Origin of the sequence: Exiguobacterium sp. SH1S1 (genome assembly GCF_004337245.1) — a bacterium.
Taxonomy (GTDB): domain Bacteria; phylum Bacillota; class Bacilli; order Exiguobacteriales; family Exiguobacteriaceae; genus Exiguobacterium; species Exiguobacterium aurantiacum_A.
In genome coordinates this window covers 116,011-136,407 of record NZ_SJUZ01000006.1, presented here as the reverse complement: position 1 = coordinate 136,407, position 20,397 = coordinate 116,011, and the positions used below count along the sequence as shown (strand labels likewise).

The 20,397-nt window shown below is 52.5% G+C and carries 15 protein-coding genes; 5 read left to right on the top strand and 10 right to left on the bottom strand.

The window, feature by feature from the left end:
• The first annotated feature begins 50 nt into the window (after positions 1 to 50).
• From EVJ23_RS11855 to EVJ23_RS11840, 4 genes are all read left to right on the top strand, one after another.
• On the top strand, positions 51 to 863 hold the full coding sequence (locus EVJ23_RS11855) for an aldo/keto reductase (RefSeq protein ID WP_131465142.1): 813 nt from the start codon (positions 51 to 53) through the stop codon (positions 861 to 863).
• A 122-nt stretch (positions 864 to 985) separates the two neighbouring features.
• Positions 986 to 1,732 carry a TspO/MBR family protein gene (locus EVJ23_RS11850; protein WP_131440548.1) on the top strand — a complete coding sequence of 249 codons (747 nt, stop codon included), beginning with the start codon at positions 986 to 988 and terminating at the stop codon, positions 1,730 to 1,732.
• Between the two features lie 269 nt (positions 1,733 to 2,001).
• The gene (gene gltB / locus EVJ23_RS11845) at positions 2,002 to 6,441 is read left to right on the top strand and encodes a glutamate synthase large subunit (protein ID WP_131465140.1); all 4,440 of its coding nucleotides are present in this window, start codon (positions 2,002 to 2,004) and stop codon (positions 6,439 to 6,441) included.
• A complete protein-coding gene (locus EVJ23_RS11840; RefSeq protein WP_131443846.1) occupies positions 6,438 to 7,889 on the top strand; it encodes a glutamate synthase subunit beta in 1,452 nt (483 codons plus the stop codon). The genes gltB and EVJ23_RS11840 overlap by 4 nt, the downstream gene beginning before the upstream one ends.
• A 148-nt stretch (positions 7,890 to 8,037) precedes the next feature.
• On the opposite strand, the gene EVJ23_RS11835 is transcribed toward EVJ23_RS11840, so the two are convergent.
• The 3 genes from EVJ23_RS11835 to EVJ23_RS11825 form a co-directional block, all read right to left on the bottom strand.
• Positions 8,038 to 9,357, bottom strand: a complete 1,320-nt coding sequence (locus EVJ23_RS11835) for a Na+/H+ antiporter family protein (protein WP_131443845.1) — start codon at positions 9,355 to 9,357, stop codon at positions 8,038 to 8,040.
• 147 nt (positions 9,358 to 9,504) lie between these two features.
• Positions 9,505 to 10,218: a YebC/PmpR family DNA-binding transcriptional regulator gene (locus EVJ23_RS11830; protein ID WP_070327338.1), complete on the bottom strand. Its 714-nt coding sequence runs from the start codon at positions 10,216 to 10,218 to the stop codon at positions 9,505 to 9,507.
• A gap of 79 nt (positions 10,219 to 10,297) precedes the next feature.
• Positions 10,298 to 10,744 carry a MarR family winged helix-turn-helix transcriptional regulator gene (locus tag EVJ23_RS11825; RefSeq protein ID WP_070327337.1) on the bottom strand — a complete coding sequence of 149 codons (447 nt, stop codon included), beginning with the start codon at positions 10,742 to 10,744 and terminating at the stop codon, positions 10,298 to 10,300.
• Between the two features lie 386 nt (positions 10,745 to 11,130).
• Here EVJ23_RS11825 and adhE point away from each other — a divergent pair, with 386 nt between their 5' ends.
• A complete protein-coding gene (adhE, locus tag EVJ23_RS11820; RefSeq protein ID WP_131443844.1) occupies positions 11,131 to 13,722 on the top strand; it encodes a bifunctional acetaldehyde-CoA/alcohol dehydrogenase in 2,592 nt (863 codons plus the stop codon).
• Between the two features lie 40 nt (positions 13,723 to 13,762).
• Here adhE and EVJ23_RS11815 read toward each other — a convergent pair whose 3' ends face one another.
• From EVJ23_RS11815 to nikA, 7 genes are all read right to left on the bottom strand, one after another.
• Entirely contained in the window at positions 13,763 to 13,975 is a 213-nt protein-coding gene (locus tag EVJ23_RS11815; RefSeq protein ID WP_161568396.1) for a hypothetical protein, read from the bottom strand.
• 146 nt (positions 13,976 to 14,121) lie between these two features.
• The gene (locus tag EVJ23_RS11810; RefSeq protein WP_161567032.1) at positions 14,122 to 15,435 is read right to left on the bottom strand and encodes an MATE family efflux transporter; all 1,314 of its coding nucleotides are present in this window, start codon (positions 15,433 to 15,435) and stop codon (positions 14,122 to 14,124) included.
• On the bottom strand, positions 15,422 to 16,192 hold the full coding sequence (locus EVJ23_RS11805) for an ABC transporter ATP-binding protein (RefSeq protein WP_070327335.1): 771 nt from the start codon (positions 16,190 to 16,192) through the stop codon (positions 15,422 to 15,424). Before EVJ23_RS11805 ends, EVJ23_RS11810 begins: the two co-directional genes overlap by 14 nt.
• The gene (locus EVJ23_RS11800; RefSeq protein WP_131440560.1) at positions 16,176 to 16,946 is read right to left on the bottom strand and encodes an ABC transporter ATP-binding protein; all 771 of its coding nucleotides are present in this window, start codon (positions 16,944 to 16,946) and stop codon (positions 16,176 to 16,178) included. Before EVJ23_RS11800 ends, EVJ23_RS11805 begins: the two co-directional genes overlap by 17 nt.
• Before the next feature lie 18 nt (positions 16,947 to 16,964).
• The gene (locus EVJ23_RS11795) at positions 16,965 to 17,744 is read right to left on the bottom strand and encodes an ABC transporter permease (protein WP_131465134.1); all 780 of its coding nucleotides are present in this window, start codon (positions 17,742 to 17,744) and stop codon (positions 16,965 to 16,967) included.
• A complete protein-coding gene (locus tag EVJ23_RS11790) occupies positions 17,741 to 18,682 on the bottom strand; it encodes an ABC transporter permease (protein ID WP_161567031.1) in 942 nt (313 codons plus the stop codon). Before EVJ23_RS11790 ends, EVJ23_RS11795 begins: the two co-directional genes overlap by 4 nt.
• A 1-nt stretch (position 18,683) precedes the next feature.
• Positions 18,684 to 20,183: a nickel ABC transporter substrate-binding protein gene (nikA, locus tag EVJ23_RS11785; protein ID WP_070327331.1), complete on the bottom strand. Its 1,500-nt coding sequence runs from the start codon at positions 20,181 to 20,183 to the stop codon at positions 18,684 to 18,686.
• Positions 20,184 to 20,397 lie beyond the last annotated feature (214 nt).

Genomic DNA, 20,397 nt, shown 5'->3' with positions numbered 1-20,397 from the left:
ATGTCGGGTATGTTACAATCAGCTCGACAGATTAGAAAGGGGAATGATTTATGCAACTCGCAACGTTACGAAACGGCGTTCAAATTCCGATGATCGGATTTGGCGTCTGGCAAGTAGACAATGAGACCGAGGCGCCGCAAGCTGTCGCCGAGGCGTTGAAAGTCGGGTACCGTCACATCGATACGGCGGCCGTCTATAAAAACGAAGAAGGCGTCGCCAAAGGGATTATGACTTCAGGCGTCAACCGCGCCGACATCTTTTTGACGTCGAAGATTTGGAACGAGGATATCCGTCAAGGACGGACGAAGGATGCGTTCGACGAGTCGCTCGCTCGCCTCGAGACCGACTATTTGGACTTGTGCCTGCTTCACTGGCCGGTCGACGGTTTCGTCGCCGCTTGGAAAGATCTTGTCGACTTGTATGAGGCCGGAAAAATCAAAGCGATCGGCGTCTCGAACTTCAAAGAGCATCATCTTGAAGCGTTGAAAGAAGCGGGTCTGATGACGCCACTCATCAACCAAGTCGAACTTCATCCGCAACTCCCGCAACCGGACCTCGTCGAGTACTGCCAAGATGAAGGTATTCAAATCGAGGCGTGGAGCCCGCTCATGCAAGGAAAATTCCTCGATGTCCCGGTGTTTGCCGAAATCGCTGACAAGTATGGGAAGACACCGGCTCAAGTCGTCCTCCGTTGGCACTTAGAGACAGGGAACGTCGCCTTGCCGAAATCGGTCACACCACACCGGATCGAAGAAAACTTCAACGTCTTCGACTTCACACTCGATGCTGACGATATGGCGAAAATCGATGCGGTCGCGACACATGAACGCATCGGTCCAGACCCTGACACTATTGAATTTTAAACCGATTGAGACTCATTATTTGAGTCTCTTTTTCATTTCGCTTGTGTATGAGCAGAGACACACGGGTATAGAATACTATGTTAATAAAGGAGGTGTCAGGTCTTCTTCGGAAGATCCTATTTATGGACTTGTCAAAATGGCCTTTAGTCAACTGGCTGGCGTTTTTAGCGACAGTCGTCATCAACTACTTCGCGAGCGGTGATAACGCTGCCGTGTCAGACCGGATCGATATTTATTTCAAACCGGCTGGATACGCTTTCTCGATTTGGGGACTCATTTACGTCGCGCTCGCAGTATGGCTCGTACTCCAATTGAAGAAAGGGTCGGTCGCGAACCGACAGGCTAACCGGATGAAGGCAGGCTTCCTCGTGTCGTGTATTTTGAACGGTCTTTGGCTGCTCGCGTTCACAAACGAGTGGTTCATCGCCTCGCTCGTCGTCATGGCGGCGTTTTTAGCGACGCTCGCTTGGTTGTATTACATCGCCTTCCGCACGTCGACGAGCTGGCTTGACCGTTTCCCATTCTCGGTTTACCTCGGTTGGGTGTCGGTCGCGACGATCGTTAACGTCTTCATCGTCATGAAGACGGAACGGATTACGACGTTGCTCGGCTTAGATGAGTTGGCATGGACGTCACTCATGCTCATGGTCGGGGTCGTCCTCGCTTTGGTGTTTATGTGGTGGCACCGCGACTTCATCTACCCGCTCGTCTTCGCCTGGGCGTATGTGGGCATCTTCGCCCGAATCGACAACGGGACGCTTTACGTCGTCCTCGTGAGCGCGCTCATCGTGCTCGCGCTCGGTTACGTCGGCTTGATCATTTGGAAACGGCCGCGTTCGTTTTTGCATCACTCCAGAAAAACAGTATGACAAGCAAAAAGATAGCCTAAACGGGCTATCTTTTTCTTTGGGAATAACAAGTTCTGATGAACCTATACATAAATATATTTGATGGATAAATATTCATTATGGATTATAAGTTGTTTTTAAAAATCCCTTGATATCAAATATGTATCCGCTTTCAAAAAATATTCATTCCGTTACCGTTATGCAAAAATTCATTCAACATACTTGATTTTTCAGAATATTTAGAACAAAATAAAATTTACGAACAAGATGGATAGAGAGGGGCTGATTCGATGGAGCGAACAAGTTTGTACGATCCACGATTCGAAAAAGATGCATGCGGTATTGGGTTATATGTCAATTTAATGGGAGAAACAAAGCACGATATCGTCAGCAAATCGCTATCGATGCTCTGTAAGCTCGAACATAGAGGTGGGCAAGGCGTCATCGACGCTGGTGACGGGGCCGGCATCATGACCGAGTTGCCACACGAGTTATTCACTCAGACGATGAACTTGCCAGCGCCGGGGGGCTATGCGGTCGGCATGGTGTTCTTCCAACCGAACGAGACAAAGTTGCGCGACAAGCAACAACAAATGGAGCGACTCGCCGATGAACTCGATTTCGCGACAATCGCCTGGCGGGAAGTACCGGTCGACAGTTTGGCGATTGGTGAACACGCTCGGGTGACACAACCGACGATTTATCAATGGTTCGTGTCGTGCCCGTTCGCGGACTACGATTCAAACGAACGCTCGCTCTATCAGCTTCGCCGGATGATCGAGAAAACAGACGAATTAAACCTTTATCTTCCGAGCCTGTCGACGAAGACGATCGTTTATAAAGGGATGTTGACGCCGATCCAGATTGAGCGGTTTTATCTCGATCTGCAATCGCCGGCTTATAAGAGCACGTTCGGGGTCGTCCATTCACGGTTCTCGACGAACACGTTCCCGTCATGGGAGCGGGCCCATCCGAACCGGATGATCGTGCATAACGGTGAGATCAACACGTTACGCGGGAACATCGATGCGATGCGTGCCCGCGAAGGTGTGACCTCGACCGACCTGTTCGATGATGTGAACGAACTGTTCCCCGTGCTCCAAGAAACGGGCAGTGACTCCTCGATGCTCGACAACGCGTTCGAGTTCTTCACTCGGACCGGTCGTTCGATCGCACACACGGCGATGATGCTCATCCCTGAGCCGTTCGCCGAAGTATCGATGGATCCGTTCAAAAAAGACTTTTATCAGTACCATTCGTCGATCATGGAGCCGTGGGACGGACCGACGGGCGTCGTCTTCACGGACGGGCGTCAAATCGGGGCAATCTTGGACCGGAACGGCTTGCGGCCGATGCGTTATATCGAGACGATGGACGGGGAACTCATCCTGTCGTCTGAGAGCGGGGTCATCCCGGTCCATGCGGAGAACGTCAAGACGAAGCAGCGTCTCCGTCCCGGGCAGCTCCTCCTCATCGACTTGGAATCGAAACGTCTCATCCCAGACGCAGAGATCAAACAGACGATCGCCCGGGCCGAACCGTACGGGAAATGGTTGAAGCAGATGACGACGATTGCGGACCAGCCTGTGAATGAACCGGTCGTCGAACAGGTGCACCGTAAACAACGGGCGTTCGGATACACGAAAGAGGATATCGAGCAATATCTCGTGCCGCTCATCCTCGAGAAAAAAGATCCGATCGGCTCGATGGGCCATGACCAACCGGTCGCCGTCTTGTCAGAGCGACCGCGGTCGCTGTTCCATTACTTTAAGCAACACTTCGCCCAAGTGACAAACCCTCCGATCGACGCGTTGCGCGAGAAAATCGTCACGGCAACGTTCACTTGGCTCGGTCCTCAAGCGAATCCGGTTCATACCGGTCGGGGACACGCCCGCCGCGTCTGGCTCGAACATCCGATCATTGACGCGGCGACAGTCGAGGCGGTGAAGTTGAAAATGAACGTCGTCCGCATCACGACAACGTATGAAACAGACCTCGAACGTTCGCTCGAGTCATTGTTTGAACGTGTCGATGCGGCCGTCCGAGACGGGGCTGAAGTCATCGTCTTGTCTGACCGTGACATGTCCGAGTCATCGCTCGCGATGCCGGCCCTGCTCGTCATGAGCGCGGTCCATCAACATTTGATTCGGTCGAACTTACGGGCGTCATGCAGTCTCATCGCTGAAAGCGGAGAAGTGAGAGAAGTGCACCAAGCCGCCGCTTTGATCGGATACGGGGCCGATGCGGTCTATCCGTATTTAGTGTACGCGACGATCGCGGAAGCGGTAGAATCCGGATTGATTTCGTTCTCGGTCGAAGAAGCGATCCGCCGCTATCAAACGGCTGCAGTCGATGGAATCGTCAAAATTATGTCGAAGATGGGGATCTCGACCGTGCAAAGTTATCGGGGAGCACAAATTTTTGAGGCGGTCGGCATCGACCGCGCATTGATCGACCGTCATTTCCGCGGGACGACGTCACAACTGTCCGGGATCGGGTTCAAGGAGCTCGAAGCAGAATCACGGCGTCAGCACGAATCGGCATTTAGCCGTGACCGTCCGCTTGAAGCAGGAGCAGATTTCCAGTGGCGAGCCGATGGGGAAGAGCACGCCTTTAACCCTAAGTCGATTCACTTGTTGCAACGGGCATGCCGCGAGAACGAACGCCGTTACTATGACGCTTACGTCAAACAGCACGAAGCATCCGGTCAATTTTTAAGACAGTTGTTCGACTTTAAATCGCAAGAGCCTATCCCGATCGACGAGGTCGAATCGGTCGCCTCGATCGTCAGCCGTTTCAAGACGGGCGCGATGTCGTTCGGCTCCCTGTCGAAAGAGGCACATGAGACGCTCGCCATCGCCATGAACCGGATCGGCGGGAAGAGCAACTCAGGTGAAGGCGGCGAAAACCGTAACCGCTTCACTCCTGACGCGGACGGGAACGAACGCATCAGCCGGATCAAACAAGTGGCAAGTGGACGATTTGGTGTCACGGCCGAATATTTGTATCATGCCGATGAGATTCAAATCAAGATGGCGCAAGGTGCGAAACCAGGTGAAGGTGGGCAGTTGCCGGGCAATAAAGTCTACCCGTGGGTCGCCGAAGTGCGCGGCTCAGTCCCGGGTGTCGGGCTCATCTCGCCGCCACCGCACCATGACATTTACTCGATCGAAGACTTGGCCCAATTGATCTTTGACTTGAAGCACGTCAATCCGCAAGCAAAAGTGAGCGTCAAGCTCGTCTCGAAATCCGGTGTCGGAACGATTGCGGCCGGCGTCGCCAAAGCGAACGCCGACACGATCGTCATCAGCGGCTACGATGGCGGGACAGGGGCTTCGCCTCGGACGTCGATTAAGCATACGGGTCTTCCTTGGGAGCTCGGATTGCTTGAGACACACCAGACGCTCGCATTGAACGGACTTCGCGGTCGCGTCACGCTCGAGACGGACGGCAAGCTCATGACCGGACGCGATATCGTCCTCGCCGCCATCTTTGGGGCGGAGGAATACGCGTTCGCGACGGCACCGCTCGTCGTGCTCGGCTGTATCATGATGCGGGCCTGTCATCTGGACACGTGTCCGGTCGGCGTCGCGACACAAGACCCGGCGCTTCGCCAAAAGTTCATGGGTAAACCGGAACACGTCGTCAATCTCATGACGTTCCTCGCCGAAGAAGTGCGCGAAATACTCGCCTCGCTCGGCGCGAAGACGATCGGTGAGGTCATCGGCCGAACGGACTTGCTAGAAGAGAGCGCCTGGAAACAGGAGCACGCGAAAGCGAAAATGCTCGATTTGACACCGATGTTATCGGTCCCGACAGCGTTACCGGGGAAGGAAGAGTTGCCTCATCCGGCTTTTCAGTCGTACGACCATCGAAAATTGATCCCAGCCGTATCGCGTTCGATCAAATCGCTTCAACCGACGTTCTTCGTCGGGCGGGTCCGCAATACGGACCGGGCCGTCGGGACGATGCTCGGCTACGAAGTGACGAAAGTTCACGGTAACATCGGTTTGGCTGAAGATACGATCTCACTCCGACTGAGCGGATCGGCCGGACAAAGTTTAGGCGCATTTCTTCCTCATGGCATCACGATCTCTGTGATCGGGGATGCGAACGATTATGTCGGAAAAGGGTTGAGCGGCGGGAAACTCGCGGTCATCGCTGAGAAACATGCTCCGTTCGACGAGAGCGAACAAATCATCGCCGGCAACGTCTGCTTGTACGGGGCGACATCGGGGATGGCATTTTTCAACGGACACACGGGGGAACGGTTCGCGGTCCGAAACTCAGGTGCCGTCACCGTCACTGAAGGCGTCGGGGATCACGGGTGTGAATATATGACCGGTGGGACGGTCGTCGTCCTAGGAACGGTCGGCCGCAACTTCGCGGCCGGGATGTCCGGAGGTGTCGCCTTCCTATACGGTGACCAAGACTATGACCAACTCGTCAACACAGAACTCGTAGCGGTCGAACGCGAGTTGACCGATGAGGACACAGAACAGATTTACACGCTGCTCGAGATGCATCAATTCCACACGGATAGTGTGAAAGCGAGTCGTATCCTCGAGTCGTTCGATGACGAGCGGAAGCGCTTCGTCAAAATCGTACCTCGCGATTATGCGAACGTACTTGACGTCATGCGTCAAATTGAAGCCACTCGTCCGGAACTGAACGAGGCAGACCGTGCCCTCGAACTGTTCCGGGTCGTGACTGAAGGAGGCGTAGTATGAGACATAAATTTATCGATATCCCACGTGAGACGCTCCCTGAGCGTACTGTGCTCGAGCGGATACGTGACTATGATGAATATGCATCCCGGATGGACGATGAACCGATCGTCAAGCAGGCCGAGCGCTGCATGGATTGCGGGACCCCGTTTTGCCACGTTGGCGATATGATAGGGCAAGAGACGATCGGGTGCCCGATCCACAACTTGATTCCGGAATGGAACAAGCTCGTCTCGGACCAAGACTGGTATCGTGCTTACGAGCGGTTGATGGAAACGAACAACTTCCCAGAGTTCACGGGCCGCGTTTGTCCGGCCCCATGTGAAGGGTCGTGTACGCTCGGCATCAGCGAAGACCCGGTCGCCATCAAATCGATCGAACGGACGATCATCGACCGCGCGTTCGAAGAAGGGTGGGTCCAGCCGCGCCTCGTCCAGATGCGGACCGGACGCTCGGTCGCCATCATCGGCAGCGGTCCAGCGGGTCTCGCCGCGGCGGACCAGTTGAATCAAATCGGTCATCACGTCACTGTGTATGAAAAAGCTGACGAGGCGGGCGGGTTGTTGTTTTACGGGATCCCAAACATGAAGCTTGATAAAGACGTCGTCCGGCGCCGGATTCACTTGCTCGCGGCGGAAGGAATCCGCTTTAAGACAGGTGTCAACGTCGGTGTTGATGTGACGGTCGAGTCACTCCGCCACAAGTTTGATGCCGTCATCCTCGCGACGGGGGCGCAGAAACAGCGGACGCTCGGAATCGAAGGGGACGACGCGACCGGCGTCGAACCGGCGATGGACTATTTGACCGAGTCGACACGGGTGCTCGGCGGAAAAATGATCGACGCACAGTATGACGCGGCCGGGAAAGACGTCATCGTCATCGGTGGCGGTGACACCGGGGCCGATTGTGTCGCGACGGCGATCCGGCAAGGTGCGAAATCGGTCACACAGTTCGGCAAACACCCGGAAAAAGGCATGTTCCGGGCGCCAGAACGTCCGTGGCCACTTCAACCAGATACGCTTTCGGTCGATTATGCTTACGCCGAGGCGATCGAACGTTATGAGCATGACCCGAGAACGTATTTGATCCGCTCGAACCGAGTTATTAGCCAAGACGGTCGCGTCGCCGGCATCGAGACGGAACGGATGGAAAAGATCGTCAAGCCGGACGGTCACGCGACGTTCTTCGTCGTCGAAGATTCAGTTAAGACGTATCCGGCCGACCTCGTCCTCGTCGCCATCGGTTTTGAACGTCCTGAATCCGAATTACGCAAACTTGGCGTCGAAGCGAAGCAAGACTACGTTTCGAACGTAGACGGCGTCTTCGTCGCCGGGGACGCGAGACGCGGACAAAGCTTGATTGTCTGGGCGATCCGCGAAGGGCGAGAAGTCGCCGAAACGGTCGACGCTTACTTGGAGGCTTGTCAATCTCGTCTAAAAACTTCATCATAAAAAGGAGCGACGCGATGTCGCTCCTTTTTAGATTGATCAATAGGAGGAGTCAGAGATGCTAACAGAAGTCCTCATGTATACGGGTTTTTGGTTTTTACTCGTGCTCGTCTTGCTCGGCACGATTTACGCGCGGCGTAACCGGAAGTGATTATAATACCATCGCGGCGATCAAGCCGAAGACGATGAGCGGGATGTTGTAGTGGAGGAACGTCGGCCAGACCGTCTCGCGCAAGTGGTCGTGTTGCCCGTCCGCGTTCAAACCGCTCGTCGGTCCGAGCGTCGAATCACTCGCCGGGCTACCGGCGTCACCGAGTGCTCCGGCCGTTCCGATGATGGCGATCGTCGCCTCGACCGAGAAACCGTACTGGATACATAACGGCACGAAGATGGCGGCGATGATCGGTATGGTCGAAAAGCTCGAGCCGATACCGAGTGTGATGACGAGACCGACGAGGAGCATGACGAGGGCGGCGAGGAACTGCGAGTCACCCATCAAATTGCTTGCTCCGCTCACGAGCGGTTCAATCGCACCTGTTTCACGGATGACGGCGGCGAATCCGCTCGCAGCGATCATGACGAAACCGATGAAGGCCATCATGCGCATGCCGCTCGTAAAGATATCGTCCGCTTCTGACCAAGGGATGAGACGGAAGAGCGTCAACAGGATCAAACCGGTCACGGCCGAAGCGATCATCGATTCGGTCTGCAATTGAACGACCAAGACGACCAAGACGACGATCGCCGTCAACCAAATCTTCATGTTGCTCAACGTGCGGACCTCATAGTCGCTCGGACCGAGTTGGATCGTTTCATACGACCGCGGTTTCCGGTAGTGGAAGAAAGCGGTGATGAGTCCAACGAGCATCCCGAGTGCCGGGATGGCCATGATGCTGACGATATTGACGTCACCGACGGCCATCCCGTTCGTCTCGACGTTCGGGAGCAAAATCTCGTTCAAGTAGATGCCGCCGAAGCCGACCGGTAGCAACATGTACGGTGTAACAAGCCCGAACGTGAGGATCGTCGCGACGAGCCGGCGATCGAGTTTCAACTCATTGAACAAGACGAGTAACGGCGGTACGACGATCGGGATGAAGGCGATGTGGATCGGTAAGACGTTCTGTGAGCTGATAGCGAGTAAGAGCAGCAGCGACAGCAGTAACGCTTTGACGCGACCGACACTCTTGCCGGTCACATCACGGCCAGACATGCTGATCAACCGTTCAGCCAGGACATCAGGCAGGCCGGTCTTTGACAAGCCGACAGCGAACGCACCGAGCAGGGCGTAGCTGAGGGCGATCGTGGCACCGCCACCAAGCCCGTCGCTGAAAGCGGTCAACGTGTCGTTGAAACCGAGTCCTCCGACAAGTCCACCGACGATGGCGGCGAGGATGAGCGATAAGACGATATGGACACGACTGATCGCGAGAGCAAATAAGACAATGACAGCTAATAATACAGCATTCATGAGTTCCAACACCTTTCGAATCATAAGTTCTTTCTCTTGTTATCACTTTAATACGATAAAGACTTTTGAAATTTAACATACGTTTTATGACTTGTCAAATCATGAAAACAAAAAAAGCGACAACTTCGAAAAGTTATCGCTTCTTCATCATAGTTCGACGTTATGGTACACCTGACGAACGTCTTCTAAGTCTTCGAGTACGTCGAGTAGTTTCTCGAATTGCTCTTTCGACGCTTCGTCGAGTTCGACTTCGTTTTGCGGTAGCATCGTCAGCTCGGCGACTTCGAACGTCTCCACACCCGCCGCTTTGAACGCGGTCTGGACGGCATGGAATTCTTCCGGCTCGGCATAGACGATGACCGTCTCGTCTTCTTCGATGACGTCACGGACATCGAGGTCGTGCTCCATCATGAGTTCGAGCACGTCGTCTGCTGTCATCCCGCCGACACCGATGACGGCCGTCGCATCGAACATATACGCGACCGACCCGCTGACGCCCATGTTACCACCGTTCTTGCCGAACGCGGCCCGAACTTCAGAGGCGGTCCGGTTGACGTTGTTCGTGAGCGTGTCGACGATGAGCATCGACCCGCTCGGCCCAAAGCCCTCATAGCGGAGTTCGTCGAAGTTCTCTTCGTCGCCGCCTTTCGCTTTGTCGATGGCCCGGTCGATGATCGCTTTCGGGACGTTATACGTCTTCGCGCGCTCGACGACGAACTTGAGCGATTGGTTCAATTCCGGATCAGGTTCACCTTGGCGGGCGACGATGTAGATCTCGCGGCCGAACTTCGCGTAGATACGACTCGTATTGGCGTCTTTAGACGCCTTTTTCTCTTTAATGTTGTTCCATTTACGACCCATTACGTGTCATCTCACTTTCCATTGTTCGATAGATTCACTGTCGATTATATAAGAAGAAGCGAGCGTTGACGAGAGAAAATCATCCCTCGCTCTTGTCCATCTTCTCAACGATCTCGGTCAGCGTCTTTAAACTGTCGATCAAGCGGTCGGTCTCATCCTCATCGAGGAACGCTAACCGATCCTCGAACAGGCGCCGAAACGAGTCGCGCCGCTCGAGGAGAACGCGCTCTCCTTGGTCGGTCAATTGGTTCCAGATGACACGGCGGTCGCGCTCGTCAGGGACACGTGTAATATATCCTTCGTCGACGAGCTTCGTGATGAGCGGCGTCACGTTCGGCGGGGCAATCGATAACGTCTCACTAATTTGTCCGTTCGTGACCGCGCCTTCATCCTCGATCAACATCAGTAGATGAAAGTGAGAGAAGTTTAAGTTCGGGATTTGCGGGAGGTCGGAGCGGCGGAGCAGTTTTCTTCTGATTAACGGGATCAGTTTCACAAACTGATCGGCTGCATCTTGTCTTGGCATAGTCATAGTCACTTCCTAGTCAGGTTCTTTCTTCATTATACACGACCACAGGCGGGGTGGACGAGCAATCATCGGACTGTGAGCATTTACACACCGATTCCGCCAAACTAACGACACAAACAATGTAAGCGTTTACATATGGGTTTGTCCTTGTTTTCATGAAAACGCATACGATTTTACTGAGCTGATCTGTAAAAATCAAGACCTATCCTCAAACTGCAAAAAAATATTGTGAAAGAGTTCACATTGTTGTCACGCACAAATTGAATGAAACGGTGTATTCTATGAATGTGAAGGAAAGCACAAACTCTTATCAGGCAAACCGATTATCCCGTGCTCTCCATCAAGTCAGAAGATCAGCTCTCATTCATGAGGAGGAAACCAACATGGCAGTTAAAGAGAAAGCAGTAGTGGAAACATCAGCAGAACAGATGGTCGACACGCTCGTCAAGCAAGCGCACACGGCACTCGACACGTTGATGACGTTTGACCAAGAGAAAATCGACACGATCGTCCAAGCGATGGCGTTAGCCGGACTCGAGCAACACGTCGTACTCGCTAAACATGCATATGAAGAAACAGGTCGCGGTGTGTTTGAAGACAAGATGATCAAAAACATCTTTGCGACAGAATATATTTTCAACTCACTTCGCGGTGAGAAAACAGTCGGCGTCATCGAAGACGATGAGCAAAACGGCATCACGTACATCGCCGAGCCGGTCGGTGTCGTCGCCGGGGTCACACCGGTCACGAACCCGACATCAACGACGATGTTCAAAGCGATCATCGCTATCAAAACACGTAACCCGATCATTTTCGGCTTCCACCCGTCAGCACAACAATGTTCAAGTGCAGCGGCCCGCGTCCTTCGTGACGCAGCAATCGCAGCAGGTGCGCCGGAACATTTGATCCAATGGGTCGAAAAACCGTCACTCGACGCGACGAAAGCACTCATGAACCACCCAGGCGTGGCCATGGTACTCGCAACAGGCGGCGCGGCAATGGTGAAGTCGGCTTACTCGACAGGTAAACCAGCGCTCGGCGTCGGACCTGGTAACGTCCCGGCTTATATCGACAAGACAGCGAAAGTGAAACGCGCCATCTCGGACGTCATCTTATCGAAAACGTTCGATAACGGCATGATTTGTGCGTCAGAACAAGCGATCATCGTCGACCAAGAAGTATATGAAGACGTGAAACGTGAAATGACAGCGCTCGGCTGCTACTTCTGCTCACCAGAAGAAAAAGCCAAACTCGAAACACTCGTCATCAAGACAGACACATGTGCGGTCAACCCTGAGATCGTCGGGAAACCGGCAGCATGGATCGCCGAGAAAGCTGGACTCAGCGTCCCGGCCGACACGAAAATCTTGATCGCTGAACTCGAGACAGTCGGCGCAACAGAACTGCTCTCACACGAGAAGCTCAGCCCGGTGCTCGGCGCTTATAAAGTTCAATCACGAGAAGAAGGCTTCGCGATCGCTGAGAAAATGCTTGAAATCGGTGGTCTCGGCCATACGGCCGCAATCCACTCGACAGACGACGACGCGATCCTCGCGTTCGGACTTCGCATGAAAGCTTGCCGTATCATCGTCAACTCGCCAACGGCACACGGCGGTATCGGTGACCTTTACAACGAAATGACACCATCACTCACACTCGGTTGTGGGTCGTACGGTAAAAACTCCGTCTCTGAGAACGTGACGGCGAAACATCTACTCAACGTGAAAAAGGTGGCGAGACGTCGCGTGAATATGCAATGGTTTAAAGTCCCTGAAAAAATTTACTTCGAGAAAAACTCGGTTCAATACTTGCAGTCGCTCACGTCAAAAAAACGAGCAATGATCGTCACAGACGAAATGATGGTCAAACTCGGATTTGCTGACAAAGTCATCAAAAACTTGCCGGCTGGTGTTGACTACCGCATCTTCGACCAAGTCGAACCAGATCCATCGGTCGAGACGGTCATGGCAGGTGCTGAAGCGATGCGCCAATTCCAACCGGACATGATCATCGCGCTCGGTGGTGGATCACCGATGGATGCCGCGAAAGGGATGTGGCTCTTCTACGAACGTCCAGAAGAGAAGTTCTCAAACCTTCGCCAGAAGTTCATGGATATCCGCAAACGGACGTACAAGTTCCCGACGCTCGGCAACAAGTCGATGTTCGTCGCGATCCCGACGACGTCAGGTACAGGTTCAGAAGTGACACCGTTCACGGTCATCACTGATAAAAAACGGAACGTCAAATACCCGATCGCCGACTACGCGATCACACCAGACGTCGCCATCATCGACCCTGAGTTCGTTATGACGGTACCGGCTTCAATCACGGCTGACACAGGAATGGACGTCTTGACACACGCAATCGAAGCGTACGTATCGGTCATGGCGAACGACTATACAGACGGACTTGCCCTCCGTTCGATGAAGATGATCTTCGACTACCTCCCGAAAGCTTACGAAAACGGAAGCGACGCTGAAGCTCGTCAAAAAGTGCACAACGCCTCAACGATGGCCGGTATGGCATTCGCGAACGCGTTCCTCGGGATCAACCACTCGATCGCGCACAAAATCGGTGGCGAGTTCCACGTGCCGCACGGTCGGACGAACGCGATCCTCATGCCGCACGTCATCCGTTACAACGCGACACGCCCATCGAAACTCGCGGCGTTCCCGAAATATGAGTCATTCATCGCTGACGAGCGCTACGCTGAAATCGCACGCTTCCTCGGACTCCCGGCGAAGACGACTGAAGAAGGTGTCGAGTCACTCGTCCAAGCGATCATCGAGCTCGGACAGCGCTTGAACATCAAACTCTCGTTCAAAGCACAAGGCATCAAGAAAGCGGACCTCGATGCGAAAATCGACAAAATGGCGGTCGACGCGTTCGAAGACCAATGTACGACGGCGAACCCGAAAATGCCGCTCGTCGAAGAATTGAAAGAAATCATGTACGCGGCGTACGAAGGCGTATAATCAAAAAAAGGCGATCACTCCAACGAGTGGTCGCCTTTTGTCATGCAATTAAGGAAAGTCCCATGAACAGGAGGATGACGGATAAAGCGGTGACGTTGAACCAGACGACAAACTTGATCGCGATCTCAGCCCACGTTCTATTTCTCAGCCCAAAATAAAGCAAGATTGCATATAAAACTAGACCGCCGACGAGTCGGTACGGAGAGGATGCGTCAAAACCAATGTCGTATGCTTGTTGTACTGTATTGAGCAAGGCGAGGAGGAGGAAAGCGCACAGGTAGCGCTTTTTCTTTATTTGTTGATTCGGATTGTAAACATTATTCATAGATTGCACCAACCGTCTTTGGGTTTTCGTATTTCTATCTTTCGACTTTGTAATATCTTTTCACTATACCATTTTTATGAAAGGTGAGATGGCGAAAACAGACAATTTCGTCTCCTGCGTTCATTCATCGCCAACGAGAGCGACCGTGTGAGACTGAAGCAAAGAAAAGCTAACCAAACCCCATGATTCCCGATGGAGGGGACGAGCAAGAAGGCCACAATCGTAAACACGATAAACGCATAGATGAGTGAGTTACGGACGGGCCGAGCGTCTCCGATGCCGGCAAAGACACCTTCATACAACATGGCCAAACCACCGATGAACGGATACAAAATAATCCACATATAATACGTCTCAATCGTCGAGCGGAGCGCTATATCTTCCGTGAAGAGGTGAATGATTCCATCCTGTGCCACTGACAGTAGTACGGTGATAATAACCGTTGACCACAAAATAAACCGAGAGCCGATCTGAACCGTGAGTCGATAGGTTTCATTCGATTTTTGCCCGATTGCGCGCCCAATCAATACGGTGGAAGCTTGACCGATGCCGCTGAACCAATAAGCGATCACATACTGCAATTGAAACAAGATGGCATTCGCACTCAATGCCTCGACGCCTTGTTTGGCTCCAAGTGCAGTGAACGAGCCCGTCATGAGAAGTAAGAAGACGGTACGGATGAACAAGTCACGGTTGACGGTCAAATAAGTAATATAAGCGCCCGTGTTCATCAAATCGCGGCTTATCTGTGCGGAAAACGTGATACGGCTTTGTACGAACAGCCAACCCAATCCAAACGTCATCACTTCTGACAAACTCGTCGCAAAAGCAATCCCGGCAACCGGATCGTAAAACACGTGGATAAACCAAACGTCTAAGATGATGTTCATCAGGTTGCCACCGACTTGGATGACTAAGGCGGTGCGCACGCTCCCATGCCCAATCAGCCAGCCGAGTAGTACGTACGTACCAAGCGCGAATGGAGCGGCGTAAAGTCGCGTCGTAATATAAGTCCGAACGGAGTCGGCCATGGATGCATCCGTTACAAGTAGATGAATGGCGGTTTCGCGAATCGGGATCAGGAACAAGAGAAAACTTGTTCCAACAACAAACGCGATGACGAGCGGCCGGAACAAACTCATTTGAACGCGTGTTGAATCGTTTTGACCGAGTGCTTGCGCTGTGAATCCGCTCGTACTAATCTTTAGAAAGCCGAACAGCCAATAAAGGGTGTTAAAGACGACCGCACCGACGGCGACTGCACCAATCGCGGTCAATTCGTCCGTGTTCGCGATTACAATCGTATCGACGACACCAAGCAGCGGCGTTGAGAAACCGGCGAGCACGAGCGGGTAAGCGATGAGCCAAAATGATTTAGTCGACACCATGCAAGAACCGACCCTTCTCGACGAAGGCGTCGCGCAATGCAATCGTGTACGGATGGCGCGAGTCATCAAACAATTCATTGCCGTTGAAAGAGTCCACGATCGTCCCTTCGGACAAGACAAGGATACGGTCACACAGTTTCGATACGACCGATAAATCGTGGGAGATGATTAAAAATGCCATCGACTGGTCGCGATGATAGGACTTTAGCATGTCGACGATGTGATGTTGCGTGATGGTGTCCAGTGCTGTCGTTGCCTCATCGAGAAGAATGAGTTGAGGATTCAGGCTAAGAGACCTGGCGATGGCGGCACGTTGTTTTTGCCCTCCGCTCAATTCACGAGGATACGAGGCCATGCATGTGTGCGGAAGTTGAACGATGTCAAACAAGTGTTCTAACTTGGCCCGTTCATCGTACGGTTCAATCAAACGAAAATGACGAAGCGGCTCCAAGATGGAATCTGCGAGCGTCCATCTCGGGTTGAACGATTCGGCGCTGTCTTGAAACACAGCTTGAATGCGTTGCCTCATCTGTGTGACTTCCCGACATGAAGCGGTCTGCCAAGACAGATCACATAGCTGAATCTGTCCTGCGTCAACCAGCTCAAGTCCGAGTATACAGCGAGACAAGGTGCTCTTTCCGCTACCGCTCGTCCCAATCAAGCCGACCGATTCGCCAGCCTGAACCGTGAACGTGACGTCACATAATACAGAGTGGCTACCATAGTTTTTCGAGACTTTTTCAACGTGTAATAACATGTTCGAGTCGTTCCTCTCGTTTTAAAATCGGTGCCGCTTGAAGCAAAGACTTGGTATACGGGTTCTCCGAGGCGATCAGGTGCTCACGATTTCCTGCGTCAACGATGCGCCCATTTTTCATGACGAGGATGTGATCGGCATAGGTCATCGCTTCGGCTAAATCGTGAGTGACCCACAGCATGCTCGATGTTTGACCGATCATCGACTTCAACCATTCGGTCACTTGCCGAGCCGTCAGCACGTCGAGCGCATTCGTGATCTCGTCCGCGATGATGAGTGTTGGTTGAAGAATGCTCGCAAGTAATAAGCAAAACCGCTGAAGTTGACCACCGCTCAGTTCGAGCGGATAGCGATTGAGGAGTTCTTCCGATAAATGAATCTCGGCCATGGCGGAGCGGATACGGTCTTTGTCGTATGCCTCGTCATGACTTTCGAACAAGTCCCGAATATGCTCATCCATCGTCAAAAATGGTGCGAACGACGTCGTGTAATGTTGTGGGATGTATCCAATCTCGCACCCATAAATGGAACACGTTTTACTGGCATCCCCAATCTCTTGGTCGTTCCAATAAATTGTACCTGTCGTCTGAAGCGTGTTGGGAAGCATCTGCAAAATCGATTTGACGAGAAGTGATTTGCCGCTTCCGCTCGCGCCGACGAGACAGACCCACTCATTTCGTTCGATGGCGAATGAGACGTCTTGTAAAAGTGGACGTTCGTCATGCTTGATAGAAAGTTGATCAATGACTAACATTACGTTGCCTCCTAACGCTTAAACTTGAGAATGACGTGTCAGTTTTGTCGAGAGTCTCGTCGACCCGATAATCGTTAACACGATACAGAACGCCGGCCAAAAAACGAGCGCCGGATTCGTTGCAAGGTAATGTCGTCCTTCACTGATCATCCCCCCCCATTCTGGTAACGGTAATTGAACACCTAGTCCAATGAAGGAGAAGGCGGAAATCAAGAGGATGACTTTTCCAAGGTCAAGACTCATGACGACAAGAATGTGCGGACAGACGGCAGGAAGGACGTGCCGGAGTGCGATTTTCGGTTTCGAAAGACCGTTCACGCGCGCAGCGAGGACGTGTCCCTTCGTGCTCTCTTGCAGGACGAGCGTGTGTACGAGTCGTGTATAGGACGTCCACTTAATCAAACTGATGGCGAGCACAAGGCTTTGAATGCTCGGACCTAGGACTCCAGCGAGGACGATGGCGAGCACCGTATCGGGAAAGATGATGGTCGCATCTGTCACTTTTGTGACGATTCGCTCCAATTTGCGATAGACGAACCCGCTGATCGTCCCAAGAATGATGCCGACCGTCGCTGTGATGAGAATGATGACGGTACTTAAACCGACCGTGATCCCGCCTGCAAGAAGGAGTCGTGACAAGACGTCTCGCCCTAGGTGATCGGTGCCGAGCAGATGATGCAGCGATGGTGAGGCAAGTCGATTCGTCACGTTCGTCGCGAACGGGTCGACCATCGATGTCAATGCATACATCACGACGAAGATTGCCAAACCGCTTATGATGAATCGGCGCTGTTTCATCGGGACACATCCTTTCGATAGAGGTGAGGCTGCAGTAAACGTAACATCACGTTGGTCACGAGATTGATACTGACGACTAAACAAGTCGTAAAGACGAGATACCCTTGCAAGACGGGGAAATCACGGCGTAAAACAGAATCCACCATCAGTTTGCCGACCCCGGGATAAGCGAATAACACTTCGAGCACGACGACTCCTCCCATGAGGCTCGCCACGCTCACGCCGAACATCGAGATGACAGGGGGCAAGGCGGCCCGGGCGATATAGCGCGTCAGTAACTTTTTTGAACGGATTCCCCGAACTTTTGCTATCACGACGTAATCAGCCGCCATCACGTCGAGTAATGTCGAGCGGATGAGCCGGATATAGACGCCGCCAACGGCAATGCCTAACGTCAAAGACGGTAAGGCGAGGCTGTCCCAGCCGTTTCGTCCCATTACAGGGAACCATTGGAGTGACACGGCGAATACATACATCAAAAACAAGCCGATTAAAAAACTAGGGACCGATGACCCGACAATCGACAATCCGGTTGCTAGCTTGGAAAAGACAGACATTGGTCGGAAAGCGCTGATGGTACCGAGCGGGACGGCGAGCACAATCGCCACGAGGAGACCTCCGGCCGCGAGTTCGAACGTCGCGGCATAGTTGTTTTTAAACAATTGTGTCACAGGCTGACCGGTGATGAGTGAATCGCCTAAGTTTAATCGAACGATTTCAGAGAGCCAATTCACGTATTGGACCCATACCGGATCCGTGAAGCCAAGCTCCTCGCGGAGGCGGTCAATCTCGGCGACATCGACTTGCAGTTCGTCGACCTTCAATAAGTATAGGACGGGATCTCCCGGGACGAGTCGGAGAAGCAAAAAACTGAAAAAAGTGAAGACTAGAAAAGCTAGTCCCCACTCAAGCGATTTACGTGCCACGAATCGCGTCATATCACAACACATCCAAATCTTTTGTGATCATATAGTATTCGCTCTTTTCAGTGACCCACCCATGCACGTTGTCTTTCAAAGCAACATTCGTCGAAGGGTGGACTAAAAATGAGTTGATGACACGTTCATCGACATATTGCGCAATTTCTTCGGTCATTCGGTCGCGTTCAGCACGGTCGACCGTCTGATTCAAGCGGTCGATTTTCTGCGTCAATGTCGCATCTTCTACGCCACTGAAATTCAACGCGCCGTTCGGATGGAACGTGGCGTTCAAGTAGTAGCCGCCGTCCCCACGTGGTGCGGTCAAATTGCTATACGTCGCAAGGTCCCAGTCTCGTTCGGCGGCCATATATTCTTCCGGTGTGTCAATCATTTGAATATCGATTTCTATCCCGACTTGCTTCGCATCCGATTGAATCAACTGTGCGATGAGTGGTAAGTCAGGTCGTGAGCTATACGTCAACAGATTGAGCCGAACCGGCTCACCGTCTTTCATCAACACGCCGTTGACTTGCTCGTAACCGTCTTGTTTGACCAGGTCCAGGACATCTTGTCCCTCGTCAGAAGGGTAGGACGGGGCGAACGGGAAAGACGGTAAGAATGGACCGACAGCAGGTGTGGCATAGCCATTCAAAATGCCGTCCACGATTTGTTCGCGATTGATGAGCGAGTCAATCAGGCGGCGCATCGCGAGTGACTGCATATGTTCACGTTCAAGGTTCATCGTCAACTGATGGACACGGAACGTCTCCGCCTTGTCGACGACGAACCCGTCCTGCTCCAACGTGTCGATCATCTCGATTTCTGGACGATAGACGATGTCTGCTTCGCCAGACCGGAGCGCCATCGTGCGCGACCCCGGGTCTTCGTTGAACGTGAACGTGACCGTATCGAGTTTCGGTTGACCGTCCCAGTATGCATCATGCCGTTCAAGTTGGATGTTCGAGCCGGGTTGGAACGACGTCACTTGATAAGGGCCGGTCCCGACAGGTATTTGATCGATGGCATCATCTGCAGTGACGTCAATGATGGATGTGTTCGGATGGACGAGTTCATTGACGAGTTCTGGATAAGGGACGGTCGTCTCGATTAGGAGGCTCGATGCTTCCGCTGTAATCGATTCGATACGCAATGCGCTGCGGATCCCTGTATTCTCTTCGAGAGAACGGTCGAGTGAACGTTTGACGGCCTGCGTGTCGAGCGGTTTCCCGTTATGGAACGTCACGTCTTCTCGTATGTAAACGCGCCACGTCGTTTCGTTCACTTGTTCGAACGATTGTGCGAGCCAGGGGTCGACCGATAACGTCTCATCGTTCAATTTAAAAAGCGTCTCTGTCACACCGGCCCGGAGCGGAACGTAACTTGAATCGCGGTGGGGGTCTAGCGACTGAGTTGAGAAGTTATAGACGAAATGTAAATGCCGATCGTCTTGATTGGAATCGTTGCAAGCCGTTAAAAAAAATAGAGCGATAGTACATATGAGCGGAACTACATATTTCATAGAGATGACATCCTTCTTTCAAATTGTAATGATTACGAATTACATCATAGCGTAATCATTACAATGTATCAACTGGTGAATTTTATGTTTAAATTAACAGGTAACACTGGTGGTGATTGAATGGTTATGTGTTGTTAAATATATTTAAACCTATAAAAAATTAAATGAAAAAGTACTAAAAGCCATTTATAATAATAATTTCCAAGTTATCCAT

Bases quoted from the DNA above. Each gene is read 5' to 3' on its own strand.
- EVJ23_RS11855 (WP_131465142.1), top strand. From the start codon at position 51: ATGCAACTCGCAACGTTACGAAACGGCGTTCAAATTCCGATGATCGGA.
- EVJ23_RS11850 (WP_131440548.1), top strand. From the start codon at position 986: ATGGACTTGTCAAAATGGCCTTTAGTCAACTGGCTGGCGTTTTTAGCG.
- gltB (WP_131465140.1), top strand. From the start codon at position 2,002: ATGGAGCGAACAAGTTTGTACGATCCACGATTCGAAAAAGATGCATGC.
- EVJ23_RS11840 (WP_131443846.1), top strand. From the start codon at position 6,438: ATGAGACATAAATTTATCGATATCCCACGTGAGACGCTCCCTGAGCGT.
- EVJ23_RS11835 (WP_131443845.1), bottom strand. From the start codon at position 9,357: ATGAATGCTGTATTATTAGCTGTCATTGTCTTATTTGCTCTCGCGATC.
- EVJ23_RS11830 (WP_070327338.1), bottom strand. From the start codon at position 10,218: ATGGGTCGTAAATGGAACAACATTAAAGAGAAAAAGGCGTCTAAAGAC.
- EVJ23_RS11825 (WP_070327337.1), bottom strand. From the start codon at position 10,744: ATGCCAAGACAAGATGCAGCCGATCAGTTTGTGAAACTGATCCCGTTA.
- adhE (WP_131443844.1), top strand. From the start codon at position 11,131: ATGGCAGTTAAAGAGAAAGCAGTAGTGGAAACATCAGCAGAACAGATG.
- EVJ23_RS11810 (WP_161567032.1), bottom strand. From the start codon at position 15,435: ATGGTGTCGACTAAATCATTTTGGCTCATCGCTTACCCGCTCGTGCTC.
- EVJ23_RS11805 (WP_070327335.1), bottom strand. From the start codon at position 16,192: ATGTTATTACACGTTGAAAAAGTCTCGAAAAACTATGGTAGCCACTCT.
- EVJ23_RS11800 (WP_131440560.1), bottom strand. From the start codon at position 16,946: ATGTTAGTCATTGATCAACTTTCTATCAAGCATGACGAACGTCCACTT.
- EVJ23_RS11795 (WP_131465134.1), bottom strand. From the start codon at position 17,744: ATGAAACAGCGCCGATTCATCATAAGCGGTTTGGCAATCTTCGTCGTG.
- EVJ23_RS11790 (WP_161567031.1), bottom strand. From the start codon at position 18,682: ATGACGCGATTCGTGGCACGTAAATCGCTTGAGTGGGGACTAGCTTTT.
- nikA (WP_070327331.1), bottom strand. From the start codon at position 20,183: ATGAAATATGTAGTTCCGCTCATATGTACTATCGCTCTATTTTTTTTA.